Annotated in this window: 16 protein-coding genes; all 16 read right to left on the minus strand. The window is 48.6% G+C overall.

What is annotated here, in order from left to right; all coding sequences use genetic code 11:
• Positions 1-328: 328 nt before the first annotated feature.
• Positions 329-610: a post-transcriptional regulator gene (locus tag BMX58_RS08360; RefSeq protein WP_239420583.1), complete on the minus strand. Its 282-nt coding sequence runs from the start codon at positions 608-610 to the stop codon at positions 329-331.
• Between the two features lie 37 nt (positions 611-647).
• Positions 648-992: a preprotein translocase subunit YajC gene (gene yajC / locus BMX58_RS08365; protein WP_068623856.1), complete on the minus strand. Its 345-nt coding sequence runs from the start codon at positions 990-992 to the stop codon at positions 648-650.
• 75 nt (positions 993-1,067) lie between these two features.
• Entirely contained in the window at positions 1,068-2,213 is a 1,146-nt protein-coding gene (gene tgt / locus BMX58_RS08370) for a tRNA guanosine(34) transglycosylase Tgt (protein ID WP_068623886.1), read from the minus strand.
• 154 nt (positions 2,214-2,367) lie between these two features.
• On the minus strand, positions 2,368-3,021 hold the full coding sequence (locus BMX58_RS08375) for a hypothetical protein (RefSeq protein WP_068623854.1): 654 nt from the start codon (positions 3,019-3,021) through the stop codon (positions 2,368-2,370).
• Entirely contained in the window at positions 3,018-4,004 is a 987-nt protein-coding gene (gene floA, locus BMX58_RS08380) for a flotillin-like protein FloA (protein WP_068623852.1), read from the minus strand. Before floA ends, BMX58_RS08375 begins: the two co-directional genes overlap by 4 nt.
• The gene (locus tag BMX58_RS08385; protein WP_084253978.1) at positions 4,001-4,603 is read right to left on the minus strand and encodes an NfeD family protein; all 603 of its coding nucleotides are present in this window, start codon (positions 4,601-4,603) and stop codon (positions 4,001-4,003) included. The genes floA and BMX58_RS08385 overlap by 4 nt, the downstream gene beginning before the upstream one ends.
• Positions 4,604-4,745: 142 nt before the next feature.
• Complete coding sequence (clpB, locus tag BMX58_RS08390) at positions 4,746-7,367, minus strand: ATP-dependent chaperone ClpB (RefSeq protein WP_068623851.1); 2,622 nt, start codon at positions 7,365-7,367, stop codon at positions 4,746-4,748.
• A 129-nt stretch (positions 7,368-7,496) separates the two neighbouring features.
• Entirely contained in the window at positions 7,497-7,841 is a 345-nt protein-coding gene (locus BMX58_RS08395) for a metal-sulfur cluster assembly factor (protein WP_068623849.1), read from the minus strand.
• Between the two features lie 64 nt (positions 7,842-7,905).
• Positions 7,906-8,664, minus strand: a complete 759-nt coding sequence (locus BMX58_RS08400) for a prolyl oligopeptidase family serine peptidase (RefSeq protein WP_068623847.1) — start codon at positions 8,662-8,664, stop codon at positions 7,906-7,908.
• Between the two features lie 89 nt (positions 8,665-8,753).
• A complete protein-coding gene (locus BMX58_RS08405) occupies positions 8,754-9,572 on the minus strand; it encodes a Cof-type HAD-IIB family hydrolase (protein ID WP_068623845.1) in 819 nt (272 codons plus the stop codon).
• Positions 9,573-9,612: 40 nt separating this feature from the next.
• Positions 9,613-10,047: a hypothetical protein gene (locus BMX58_RS08410; protein ID WP_239420582.1), complete on the minus strand. Its 435-nt coding sequence runs from the start codon at positions 10,045-10,047 to the stop codon at positions 9,613-9,615.
• A 125-nt stretch (positions 10,048-10,172) separates the two neighbouring features.
• Positions 10,173-10,526, minus strand: coding sequence for a 50S ribosomal protein L19 (gene rplS, locus BMX58_RS08415; RefSeq protein WP_068623840.1), 354 nt, complete (start codon positions 10,524-10,526; stop codon positions 10,173-10,175).
• A gap of 160 nt (positions 10,527-10,686) precedes the next feature.
• Positions 10,687-11,439 carry a tRNA (guanosine(37)-N1)-methyltransferase TrmD gene (gene trmD / locus BMX58_RS08420; RefSeq protein WP_068623838.1) on the minus strand — a complete coding sequence of 251 codons (753 nt, stop codon included), beginning with the start codon at positions 11,437-11,439 and terminating at the stop codon, positions 10,687-10,689.
• Positions 11,439-11,954, minus strand: a complete 516-nt coding sequence (gene rimM, locus BMX58_RS08425) for a ribosome maturation factor RimM (RefSeq protein ID WP_068623836.1) — start codon at positions 11,952-11,954, stop codon at positions 11,439-11,441. Before rimM ends, trmD begins: the two co-directional genes overlap by 1 nt.
• Before the next feature lie 159 nt (positions 11,955-12,113).
• Complete coding sequence (locus BMX58_RS08430; RefSeq protein WP_068623835.1) at positions 12,114-12,359, minus strand: KH domain-containing protein; 246 nt, start codon at positions 12,357-12,359, stop codon at positions 12,114-12,116.
• A 12-nt stretch (positions 12,360-12,371) separates the two neighbouring features.
• Entirely contained in the window at positions 12,372-12,644 is a 273-nt protein-coding gene (gene rpsP, locus BMX58_RS08435; protein WP_068623833.1) for a 30S ribosomal protein S16, read from the minus strand.
• Between the last annotated feature and the right edge of the window lie 44 nt (positions 12,645-12,688).

The following is a 12,688-nucleotide window of genomic DNA, read 5'->3' on the forward strand; positions in this document are numbered from 1 at the left end:
TTATTAAAAACTGATTCTACCGGAATTTTTTTTCAAATATTTTTTTTGCAGAAAAACACATGGACGTTTAGCGTCCCGATGACGTATTTTCCGGATCCTTCTGCAGTTGTCGTTGTATAAATCCGCTTACTTTTCGTTTGGAAATGCCAGAAGCGCTCAAATATTTCAAAATGACGGAAAAAATTTTTCCGCCCGCATTTGTTTGGCCTATTTTCGTCCCGGTTTAAAACAGAAACACGCTTGCGCCTTTTCAGTCGGCCAACATTCAGCCGCCCGGTACGCAAAAAGCACAATACCCTGGAGTACTGTGCTTTCTGCGAGTGGCGATTCATAGGAAGTCATCAAAATTTATTTCATCCAACGAAGACACTTTATAGACCTGTGCTTCCAAAGCAACAAAATCGAAATAATGGTTTACGGTCGTCTTCATGATATCTCGGATTTGTTGGTAATAATGCTTAGGGACAGCATGCTTCCAGGAGAATTCCTTGAAATAGCGATAGATATCATCGGCTTGGATATTTTCGTAGCCTAATTGATTGAATTCAGTTGCTTTCAACTTGAACCACGGCTCCAACTGGCTGTATTGCTGCTCTGATATTTCCGGCAAGTGCTGTCCCTCCTTTCTGCTGAACCGAAACATTTTATTATTCGTTGGTGTCTTCTTGCGTTTTCTCGGCTTCCTCTGCTGTGAAGTCTTCCACTATTGCTTCATCGGTTGTGATAGTCGCAACCTTTGAAATACGTGAAATTGCGCGCTTTTCAAAAGTCAAAAAGATCCCTTCGCAATCCAATACGACCGTGTTGTCATCGGAATTGATCTCTTCGACAATCCCATGCAAACCGCCGATCGTGACTACTTTATCCCCTGGTTTGATTTGGCTGAGCATATCTTGCGTTTTTTGCGCTTGTTTCTTTTGTGGTCTGATCAAGATGAAATACATTACACCGAACAGCACCCCATAAAAGGCGATCATGATTACTGTATCCATAAATTTTCCTCCATCTGCGGTATTTTTTATCTATCATCCACTTTACCAAATTTTAAGTTGTACTACCACCAAAACCTAAAACTTCTTTGGATTTTCAACGTTGAAGCCGTACTCTTCCATAAATGCTTCTCTGAATTCCAACAGATTGTCATCCATAATGGCCTGACGCACACCGTTCATCAAGTTTATCAAGAAATGGAGGTTGTGATAGGTCGTCAAACGCAATCCGAATGTCTCATCCGCTTTGAACAAATGGCGAATGTATGCGCGCGTATAGTTCTTGCATGTGTAGCAATCGCACTTTTCATCCAAAGGCCGGAAATCGCGTTCATATTTCGCATTTTTGATGACCAAACGGCCGCTGCTGGTCATGCAGGTGCCGTTCCTGGCTATCCGGGTCGGCAATACGCAGTCGAACATATCGATTCCGCGGATGACGCCGTCGATGAGCGAATCCGGAGCACCAACTCCCATCAGATACCTCGGCTTGTTTTCGGGCATGACAGGCGTCAGATAGTCAAGCACACCATTCATTTCTTCCTTCGTCTCGCCCACTGATAGCCCGCCGATCGAATAGCCCGGGAAATCCAACGAAATCAATTCCTTGGCGCTCTGCAGCCTTAAATCTTTATAACCGGCCCCCTGGATGATGCCGAACAACCCTTGTTGATCAGGTTTTTTATGAGCCTCCAAGCCGCGCTCTGCCCATCTGGTCGTTCTTTCGACGGAAGCCTTGATGTAATCATAACTTTCGCTGTAAGGAGGGCATTCGTCAAAACTCATGATGATATCGGCACCCAGTTGATTTTCGATGTGGATCGCTTTTTCGGGCGACAGGAACATCTTCGAACCGTTCAAGTGATTCCGGAAATGCACGCCTGCTTCGGTGATTTGTCTGTTTTCGCTCAACGAAAAGACCTGGAAGCCGCCTGAATCGGTCAAGATCCCTCTGTCCCAATTCATGAATTTGTGCAGGCCGCCTGCTTCCTCGACCAGATTAGATCCCGGTCTGAGCCACAGGTGATAGGTATTGCTCAGAATGATCTGAGATCCCATCGCCTTCAATTCTTCAGGAGACATCGTCTTCACCGTGGCCAAAGTGCCTACGGGCATGAACATGGGGGTCTGAAAAGTGCCGTGAGGGGTGATGATTTCCCCCAATCGGGCACCTGTATGTTTTTCTTTTTTGATAAGGCGATAACGAATCGCTGGTTCAGTCAATGCATTCACTTCTTTCTTATAGATATCCGGCAACCAGTATACCACAGTCGCACGCGATTTTCTTGTATTCCCTATGAAAAATGCAACCCTTATGCGGAGGATTGCATTTTTCCCCTTATTCCGATGGAAATGCGAACACCTGTCCCTTCAGTGCCTATTTTCGGTCAAAATCCGGCCTTTCCAGGATTTCTTTGGCAATAAAGGCTTTCACCAAAGCTTTTTGGCCGGCGGTATGTTTTTTCCGGATTTGCGCAGAGCTTTTTTCCATTCTTTTGGCCGTCTTCAATTCTTTTTTATCATCGGACAATAATTTAAAGTCTTCCGCCAGCCCCTCCACAGAATCGGTATCCGCTTCCGCGAAGAATGGTTCATCATCGCCTTCGTCCGAATGATTCTCGTAGGCTTGGATGCTGTCTTTGTTTGACGGAGTCGTCCGCAACAATGGCTGCCATAAATTTTCACGGTTGACGAACAGCAGGATTTCCCTTCGCCAATTCCGGTCGGTCAGGATCCGGCTTACTTCCCCCAGATATTTTTCGGGCAGGCGCTCCTGGAAAAAGCCGTACAGCTGTTCAGGCTTCATTGTTGCCAATTTTTGGACCATCCGGCTAGCATTTCCGTTTACGTCACTATCCAACGTCATGAGGTTTGTTCGCTGCAAAGAACCTGCTCGGGATGTGTTCGCTTGCTTTCTGCCACTATCCGACAGACGGTTCAGCCTCCGGACGATCGAAAGAAGCACGGAGAGGAAAAACACGAGGAACAGGATCGGCAAAATGATCGGCAATAAAATGGCCAAGTTCGTCATTCGGGATCGCTTCTATCTGCCGGAAACTCGGAAATGCTGCTCCTCATTTCGGTATCCGCTATGATGTTTTTCATTTTGTAATAATCCATCACGCCCAGGTTGCCGCTGCGCAGCGCTTCAGCCATGGCCAAAGGCACTTGCGCTTCGGATTCGACCACTTTCGCACGCATCCTTTGCACTGAAGCGATCATCTCCTGTTCCTCGGCGACCGCAAAGGCCCGGCGCTCCTCCGCTTTCGCTTGCGCAACCCGCTTATCCGCTTCCGCCTGTTCGGCTTGCAGTTTTGCGCCTACATTCCGGCCGACATCAACATCGGCAATATCGATGGACAGTATCTCGAAGGCGGTCCCGGAATCCAGCCCTTTTTTCAGGATCGTCTGGGAAATGGAATCCGGGTTTTCCAAAACGGAGGTGTGCATAACCGCAGACCCCACCGTCGTGACGATTCCTTCGCCGACGCGGGCGATGATCGTTTCTTCGCCTGCGCCCCCGACTAGGCGCTCAATATTGGCGCGCACGGTCACCTTCGCTTTCGCTTTCACTTCTATCCCGTTCATGGCCACACCTGCAATGATCGGAGTTTCGATGACTTTCGGATTGACGCTCATTTTAACCGCTTCAAGCACATTGCGCCCGGCAAGGTCGATGGCTGCCGCTTTTTCAAAACCCAAATCGATATTTGCACGTTGGGCCGCAATCAGCGCATCGATGACCATATTGACATCACCACCGGCAAGATGATGTGCCTCCAACTCGTTTATGTCAATTTCCAGCCCAGCTTTGGTGGCTTTGATCATCGGCTGCACGATCATATAGGGGACTACCCGGCGCAAACGCATGCCGACCAGATTCGAAATTTTGACCTTTACTCCCGAAAAATAGGCCGTGATCCATAGCCCGACCGGCACAAAGCGGAAAAACAAAGACAAAAACAATAAAACAAACACGGCAATCAAGATAAGTCCTATCAATCCTTCTGTCATTCTCCATCCAACTCCTTAACAGTAATTTTGACCCCTTCAACCTGTACGACCTGAACCTGTTTCCCTTCAAATATGATTTTTCCGTCACTGACTACGTCGAGCACCACACCTCCGATAGCCGCTTTTCCGGCGGGCCGCAAGGTTGTCTTGGCTGTGCCGATCATTCCCAAATATGCGGAATAATCGTTGCTGGAAGAATATCCACGCTCGCGATTCAGGGATGTGTCCAGAATCAATTTGCTGCGGCCCGGCAGAAATTTATAGCCTTTTTTCAGCAGAACCGATGTCGTTATGCCCGAAATGATGATCGCCAAACTGACGTCCAGCACACTTTCGAAAATGTGCTCATTGTTCAAAAACAGTCCGGCCGCAATCAGCAAGAACCCCGCGACCCCCACCAGTCCGAAGTCCGGTATGAACAACTCCGCCACCAACAACAGGATCCCGAACAGGAACAACAGCAGCGTCAGCCAATTCCCGCTCCCGAAATACAGGAAGTACAGCAAAAAACTCAGGATGGCCGCGCCCCCGAACAAGTAATACCTCGAAGTGAACAGCATGAAAACCAGACACAAAGATCCGATGACCAAAAAAAGCAAAATGAACGCCTCCTTTCGCTTTGAACCAATGAAGTCAACCAATGAAAAATAAGAAAATTTATATTATCATTTTACCGCACATCCAGAAATAACAAAAGGAAATCCCTTTCAGGACTTCCTTTCTGCCAAGAGACTTGTTAGTTCATCGTTGGAATCCATCGAGGTCAGCAGTCCGGAAAGCGACCTGATTCCCCGCCAGTTCCACTGTCACAGCTTGATTTTCATGGATATCGCCTTTTATGATGGCCCGCGCCAAAGGATTCTCGATTTCCGCTGAGATGAACCTTCTGAGGGGCCTAGCTCCGTAAATCGGATCGTAAGCATTCTCCGCTATCCAAGATGTCACCTCGTCGGAAACAGCAAGCTGGATCTGTTTGTCCACCAACCGGCCGGATAGATCCTCGACCATTTTGACGATGATTTTTTTGACATCCGTTTTGCTTAATGGCGTAAAGAGGATGGTGTCGTCGATCCGATTCAAAAATTCCGGCTTGAATGTTCCCTTCAGGGCTCTTGTGACTTCATTCGCGACTGCTTCCGGGATGGTTCCGTCCGGTTGGACACCTTCGAGAAGCAGTTGCGACCCGATGTTGCTGGTCATGATCAGGACGGTGTTTTTGAAATCGACCACGCGCCCCTTCGAATCGGTCAAGCGTCCATCATCCAATACCTGCAGCAGAATATTGAAGACGTCCGGGTGGGCTTTCTCGATCTCATCCAAGAGAATGATCGTATACGGACTGCGGCGGACCGCTTCCGTCAATTGGCCGCCTTCTTCGTAGCCTACATATCCAGGGGGCGCCCCGATCAGGCGTGAAACGGAAAATTTTTCCATGTATTCGCTCATATCGATGCGGACCATGTGCTCATCGGAATCAAACAAGTTTTCTGCCAACGCTTTGGCCAATTCCGTTTTCCCTACTCCTGTCGGCCCCAAGAACAAGAAAGAACCGATGGGCCGGTTGGGTGATTGCAGGCCTGCACGCGACCGCAGAACGGCATTCGTGACGCTCTCCACAGCCTCTTCCTGGCCGATGACGCGCTTGTGCAGCGTCTCCTCCAGCTTCAGGAGTTTATCCCTTTCGCCCTCGACCAGTTTCGTTACCGGGATGCCTGTCATGCGCCCCACGACTGCGGCGATTTCATTTTCCGTGACGGACTCCTGCACAAGGTTGCCGGCCTTATCCCTCCGGTCCGCGTTCTCTTTTTCGAGGGCCGCCAATTCCTTTTCCATCTGCGGGATGCTGCCATGGCGCAGAACTGCAGCCCGTTCCAGGTCATAATTGGCTTCTGCATCCTCCAGTTGTCTGCGTGCCTCTTCCAGATTTTCGCGTTTGGCGCGCAGCCTTTCGACCTCTTCTTTTTCGTTGCCCCATTTCATGCGCAGTTCATTGGCTTCCTCACGCAAATCTGCCAGTTCGATCTGCAGGGCGGCCAATCTCTTCCTGCTCTGATCATCGGTTTCTTTTTTCAGGGCGGCCTCTTCGATTTCAAGCTGCATCAGCTTGCGGCTCACCTGATCCAACTCAGTCGGCATCGAATTCATTTCCACCTTTATGTTCGCGCAGGCTTCATCGACAAGATCGATGGCTTTATCCGGCAGGAACCTGTCGGTGATGTAGCGGTCGGACAGGGTCGCTGCCGCAACGAGGGCATTGTCATGGATATTGACGCTGTGGTGGATTTCATACCTTTCCTTCAATCCCCTCAAGATGCTGATTGTATCGGCAACTGTAGGTTCCTTCACCAGCACTTTCTGGAATCTCCGTTCCAAAGCCTTGTCCTTCTCCAGATTCTGGCGGTATTCATCCAATGTGGTCGCTCCGATGCAGTGCAATTCGCCTCTGGCCAACATCGGCTTCAGCAGATTGCCGGCATCCATGCTCCCCTCGGTTTTCCCCGCCCCGACGATCGTATGGATTTCATCGATGAAAAGGATGATGCGCCCGTCGCTTTTCTTCACTTCCTTCAGCACCGCTTTCAGGCGTTCCTCGAATTCTCCGCGGTATTTGGCTCCCGCAATCAGCGAACCCATATCCAGCGAAAAGATCGTTTTGTCCTTCAGGTTGTCCGGCACGTCTTTTTTCACGATCCGCTGGGCCAACCCTTCCACGATTGCGGTCTTGCCGACGCCCGGTTCGCCGATCAGGATCGGATTGTTTTTGGTTTTGCGCGACAAAATGCGGATCACATCCCTGATCTCTTCGTCCCGGCCGATGACCGGATCTTGTTTTCCGCTCCTCACAGCTTGCACGAGATCTACACCGTACTTCTCCAATGCTTCATATTGCTCTTCCTGGTTTTGCGAAGTCACACGGTCTCCCCCTCTCATTTCCTTTATTTTTTCGGCGAACATTTTTTCGCTCAAGCCCTGTTTTTCCAGATATTTTGTCAGCGGATGGTTTTTCAGCGTCATCAAACTCAGCAGCACCGTATCGGTGGCTAAGAAATCATCTTGCTGGTCCAGACGTTTGCGATCCGCTTCCAGCAGCAAGTTGTAAAGGTTCTGGCTGAACGTCTGACCATACTGAACGGAAGTGCCTTCAATAACCGCTAAGCGGTCCAGCTCCTTATCAACAGCTGCTTCAAAATCAGCTGCCGCGACCCCTGAATCCGTATAAAAATTACGCCCAAAACTGTCCGGCTGCAAAAATACTTTCCATAGATGCGCAATATCGACTGCCTGATGCTTGCGCACAACGGCGACACGCTGCGCTTCCGCAATCGCCTCCTGCAGTGCCGTCGTCATTTTTCCCATTTCCATGCGGGGACCTCCTCAAAAATCTGCTGTTGTTATGCTCCATAACACAAGTATACGACTATGGTCAAAATTGGTCAAATGATAACAACGAAAAAAGAGCAACAAAGGTGTTTGCCTTTGTTGCTCTTCTCCTCAGCGGATCCCCAGCGCGATCCGCGCATAGCGCGACATTCTGTCCGTCGTCCAAGCCGGGTACCAAACCAGCTTCACTTGGGCTTCCGTCACTTCAGGAACGGCTTTCAAAGCCCGATGGATCTCATCCGTGATGACATCCGCCAATGGGCACCCCATCGTAGTGAGCGTCATTTTGATCAGGCAGAATCCGTCCTGTTCCAGCTCCACCTCATAGATCAGACCTAAATTGACGATATCTATTCCTAATTCCGGGTCTATCACTTGCTCAAGCGCCGCCAGCACGCGTTCTTTTATGCTTTCCAATTCTTCTTGCGAATATTGGGGATTTATCTCTTCAGTCATTGCCAACACCTCTAACTTTTCTGGATTAATACGATGATAACAGTTTGTGCATGAAAATTCAATGTTAATATCCGCTTCCTAAAAATACAGCCATCTCCTCAAAAATGGCGTAAGGCACCCTGTGTCCAGCGCCTTCCGTAGACCGGAAGCAAATCTTTTCGGCATAAGCTTCCTTCCGGATGTCGCTGACGAACTGCGCCATCTGGTCAAACGGAACACTTTCGTCGGCTGTACCATGCCAAATGTAGAACGGTTTGTCCGCGAGGGATTCCGGTTGTTCTTTGAGACTCAAGCTTTCAAAAGGCGCCATCAACGCTGTGACCTTCTCGGCGTCGATCGGCGGCAGGCCTTCCACCCATCGGGATTTCAATGCCCAATGGGACAAGCCGATCGGATCCGGGCTTCCCATCAGGCAGGCGGCCGAATGGATCCATGGATATTGCGTTAAAGCGATGCAGGTCGTGATGCCTCCCATCGACAGCCCAGTAACTGATACCTGATCTTTTTTTGCCAGACCGGAATCAACGTACGCCTCCACCAGGGAAGGAAGTTCCTTGATGTTCTGCAGGACCACCGACCAGAATTCTGCCGCAGGTTCCCCCTCATAAGCCTCTTCTTTGCGTTCCCCATGGCGATAGGCGTCGGGGATGACGACCCTCATGCCCTTTTTCGCCAAAGCATACCCCGGTTCCAGGCCTCTCTCTTTTTGGTTCATGATGCCGTGATAAAAGAGCGCCAACGGGACGGCCTCACCCTTCTTGTCTTCTTCAACGATTTCCAGTATTGGTATATGGTGAATGATTTTTCTTTCGATTAAAATCACATTGATCCCTCTTTTTCAGCTCTGATTGAAGGCAGGCCGATCTTTATCCGATCGTTTGCCCATTCCCGATCCATGGCAAACCGATCCCGCTACGGCTGCTGCAGGCGAAAATAATTTTCCAGATAGATCGCCAGGCCGTCCTCATGGTTCGTATGCATCGTTACATCGTCGGCAATATGCTTTAATGCCGAAATCCCGTTCTGCATGACGACACCATGCCCGGCGTAGCGGATCATTTCCATGTCGTTATCCTCGTCGCCGAACGCAAGGATATCCTCCCGCTTGATGCCGTAATGATTCGCGACCACTTCAACGCCGAGCGCTTTCTGGACGCCGGCGGACACGATCTCCAGGCACGGCATCGTTCCGCCCCATGTGCGGATTTCGATGGTTTTGCCGTAGCGCGCCAAAATCCGATCACGGATGGCCTCCAAATTGTGTCCCTCCGAAAATATATTCATGGATGTCGGATTTTCAGACAAGGTATCCTTCGAAGTGATTTGCGTGGCCATCAAATTTTTCGGGAAATATTCGTTAGCCGGCAGTGTTGCGGTCGAAGCGAAAAGCTTTTCTTTGCCTTCCACGCAGATAAAATCGATTCCCAATTCTTCACGTTGTTCGATCAGGTCCATCGCAAAATCTTTATTCAGCGTCTTATGGTAGTAATTGCTCCAATTGCTGTCAGAGGGATTATGGCATAACGCACCATTGAAGTTCACCAAGGGCGTTGTCATCCTGAGCGTTTCATAGAATTCTTTGCTGTTCCTGTAAGGGCGTCCGGTCGCGATCATGACCAGATGATTGTCCTTTTGCAATGTTGCCAGCACGTTTTTGGTCCGATCGCTCAACAACGACTGGTTGTTGAGTGTAGTCCCGTCTAAATCCAAAGCGATTAATTTTTGTTTCATGGTTCCTCCTGCATTCTCCGCCTTCCGTGCGGTTCAACGTTCATTCGCTTCCCAACGACGGAAACTTGCTCTTCAATTCTGCTGTCATGACCTTTGCGATGTTCGATCCGATCACCAGCATTTCATATAGCGGTTTGACATCTGTTGTCGTGCGGCCCAACAGACGAAGGAAAATTTCCCCATCGCCCGCCAGGCACAGTGTATAATAAAAAGTCTTTGTTTGGTTCAGTTCATTGATCAGTTCCAGCAAGTCCGTTTTATCCGCATAGTTGTTCAAGTAAGCCAGTTTCCTGTAGCTGATCTGAAAATCGCTTTCCGCCTCATCTTTGGCGATGACCACGCCAAACGGCAAAGAACGCTCTTTATCAAGATTGAATTTGCCCTGGTACAAAAACTGGCCATTTTGGATCGGATGGCTTTTCAGTGGCATGCCTTTTTCTTGGAATTGTTGATCCAGTGCTGCTAATATCGTCAAAACTATCACTCTTTTCATGTATGGTGCTACAAGTATAGCACACTTCTGCCAAGAAGATCGCTGATCGCAGTATACAAAAAAGGTCCGGAACCGAAGTCCAGACCTTTCCATTGACATGCGGAATATTAACGACGTCTTTCTTTGATACGGGCAGCTTTTCCGTGTAATGCGCGCAAGTAGTAAAGTTTTGCACGACGCACTTTACCGAAGCGAACAACTTCGATTAGAGCTACACGTGGAGTATGCAATGGGAATGTACGTTCCACACCGATACCGTTGGAAATTTTACGCACTGTATAAGTTTCGCTGATTCCGAATCCGCGGCGTTTGATGACTACGCCTTCGAATAATTGGATACGTTCTCTTGTTCCTTCGACAACGCGAGCGTGAACGCGAACAGTGTCTCCAGGACGGAATGCAGGAATATCACTACGTAATTGTCCTTGTGTAATTGCTTCAATCAATGGTAATTGACTCATGTTTTTTTCTCCTTCCAACCGACATTCATGCACAATCGCGCTGCACAGCGGAATATCGTTTTATCGAGCAGTCTCCCTGCTCACCTGTAAAATTCTAACACAATAGCTTTGATGTGTAAAGTATTTTTCGTTTACATGGCTTTTGTTTTCGGACGTGCATTCATGCCTGATCGGCCGCTTGCTCTTCCTGCTGTATCTCAGCCAGCCACTTTTGCTGTTTCTTTGATAAAGTGATCTTTTCCAGCATTTCCGGGCGTCTCAGCCAAGTTTTTCGCAAAGATTCCTTTTCTTGCCACTCAGCGATTTTCTGATGGTTGCCGCTGAACAGCACTTCAGGGACGACATCCCCGCGGAAATCGCGCGGTCTCGTGTACTGCGGATGTTCCAGCAAACCGGTGGAGAAAGAATCGGTCTTGTTCGACTGATCGTTGCCCAATACGGCGGGCAGGAGCCGCACGGTCGCGTCGATCATGACCATCGCTCCCAATTCTCCTCCCGTCAGGACGTAATCCCCGATCGATATCTCGTCCGTCACATGCTGTTTGATGCGTTCATCGAAACCTTCATAGTGGCCGCAGATGAAAATAAGGTGTTCTTCCTCGGCAAATTCTTCCGCCAACCCCTGATTGAAGGTTTTTCCGGATGGATCCAAAAGGACGATCCTTTTTTTCGTTTCGGGCGAATGGACCTCGATGTCCTTCAATGCGTCAACAATCGGCTGCGCGCGCAGCAACATGCCCGCCCCACCGCCGAAAGGATAATCATCGACGGAATTATGCTTGTTTTCGGAATAATCGCGGAAATTTGTGCACGTGATCGAAACGCGGCCACTTTCGATCGCTTTTCCGATGATCGATTCGGACATCGGCCCTTCGAACATCGCCGGAAACAATGTCAATACATCTATCTTCATCAGTCCATCAGTCCTTCTAGCACGTGGATCGTCACCTGTTTGTCTTCCAACGAGACCTTTTCCACAACAGAAGCGATATACGGAATCAATAGATCTTTTTGGCCTGGTCTGGAAACAACCCAAACATCATTTGCCCCGAGCGGCAAAATCTCTTTGATGGTCCCCAATTTTTCGCCTGTATCGCTGACGACGGACAAGCCGATGATTTCGTGATAGTAAAACTCATTCTCCGAAAGATCCTCCAGCTGTTCTTCCGAAACTTTCAAGGTGCCCCCTTTGAAAGGCTCCACCTCTTCGATCCGGTTGTATCCTTCGAAGGTCAGCAAATTGAAATTTTTGTGCACGCGATGGCTGGCAACCTTTAGTGCGATCGGCTCGCAGTTTTCGCGGAACAAATAGAGCGTTGCTCCCTTTTTGTAGCGTTCATCCGCAAAATCCGTGCTGGAAATGACGCGCACTTCGCCTTTGAGCCCTTGGGTATTCACAACTTTTCCGACATCATAAAACTTTTCCATTTTTCACCTCTCCTTACTGAGAACACTGCGCCTGCAATTCCTCTGCATAATAAAATAGAAGGGATAATTGCTACAATTGTATCATCATCCGCTTCTATTTATTCACTATTAAGTTAGGCATCCACCGGAAGAAACGACCGGATCCGCTGTTGAAGCGGATTATTCGGCCCCTTCGATCACAAGGCGGACACGTTTTGTGCCTTTGGTTCTGACGCTGTATACAATTGTACGGATCGCTCTGGCGACGCGTCCCTGTTTCCCGATCACACGACCGACATCTTCGGCATCAAGATGCAAATGATATTCCATGAACTCACTTGTCTCTTTGATTTCGATGGACATCTTCTCATCATGGACGATCAAAGGTTTGACAATTGTCAGGATTAAATCTGAAATTTCAGGCATTTAAACCACCCTTTATTTAGCTAACTTAGAGTCGTGGAATTTTTTCATGATACCTTGTTGAGAAAGTAAGTTACGAACTGTGTCAGATGGTTGCGCACCATCAGCTAGCCATTTCAAAACCAATTCTTCGTCAAATTTAACTTCAGCTGGTTCAACAACTGGATTGTATGTACCTACTTTTTCGATGAAACGTCCATCACGTGGAGAACGTGAATCAGCTACAACGACACGGTAAAACGGGTTTCTTTTAGAACCCATACGTTTTAAACGAATTTTAACTGCCATTTATATTACACCTCCATATATCTGTATCTCACATTTTTATATAT

Source organism: Trichococcus ilyis (genome assembly GCF_900109135.1).
Taxonomy (GTDB): domain Bacteria; phylum Bacillota; class Bacilli; order Lactobacillales; family Aerococcaceae; genus Trichococcus; species Trichococcus ilyis.

What these genes read in the sequence shown, in the direction of transcription:
- rpsP (WP_068623833.1), bottom strand. Translation starts at nt 12,644, where the DNA reads ATGGCAGTTAAAATTCGTTTAAAACGTATGGGTTCTAAAAGAAACCCG.
- rplS (WP_068623840.1), bottom strand. Translation starts at nt 10,526, where the DNA reads ATGAGTCAATTACCATTGATTGAAGCAATTACACAAGGACAATTACGT.
- clpB (WP_068623851.1), bottom strand. Translation starts at nt 7,367, where the DNA reads ATGGAAATGGGAAAAATGACGACGGCACTGCAGGAGGCGATTGCGGAA.
- BMX58_RS08395 (WP_068623849.1), bottom strand. Translation starts at nt 7,841, where the DNA reads ATGACTGAAGAGATAAATCCCCAATATTCGCAAGAAGAATTGGAAAGC.
- yajC (WP_068623856.1), bottom strand. Translation starts at nt 992, where the DNA reads ATGGATACAGTAATCATGATCGCCTTTTATGGGGTGCTGTTCGGTGTA.
- BMX58_RS08375 (WP_068623854.1), bottom strand. Translation starts at nt 3,021, where the DNA reads ATGACGAACTTGGCCATTTTATTGCCGATCATTTTGCCGATCCTGTTC.
- BMX58_RS08430 (WP_068623835.1), bottom strand. Translation starts at nt 12,359, where the DNA reads ATGCCTGAAATTTCAGATTTAATCCTGACAATTGTCAAACCTTTGATC.
- floA (WP_068623852.1), bottom strand. Translation starts at nt 4,004, where the DNA reads ATGACAGAAGGATTGATAGGACTTATCTTGATTGCCGTGTTTGTTTTA.
- BMX58_RS08405 (WP_068623845.1), bottom strand. Translation starts at nt 9,572, where the DNA reads ATGAAACAAAAATTAATCGCTTTGGATTTAGACGGGACTACACTCAAC.
- rimM (WP_068623836.1), bottom strand. Translation starts at nt 11,954, where the DNA reads ATGGAAAAGTTTTATGATGTCGGAAAAGTTGTGAATACCCAAGGGCTC.
- trmD (WP_068623838.1), bottom strand. Translation starts at nt 11,439, where the DNA reads ATGAAGATAGATGTATTGACATTGTTTCCGGCGATGTTCGAAGGGCCG.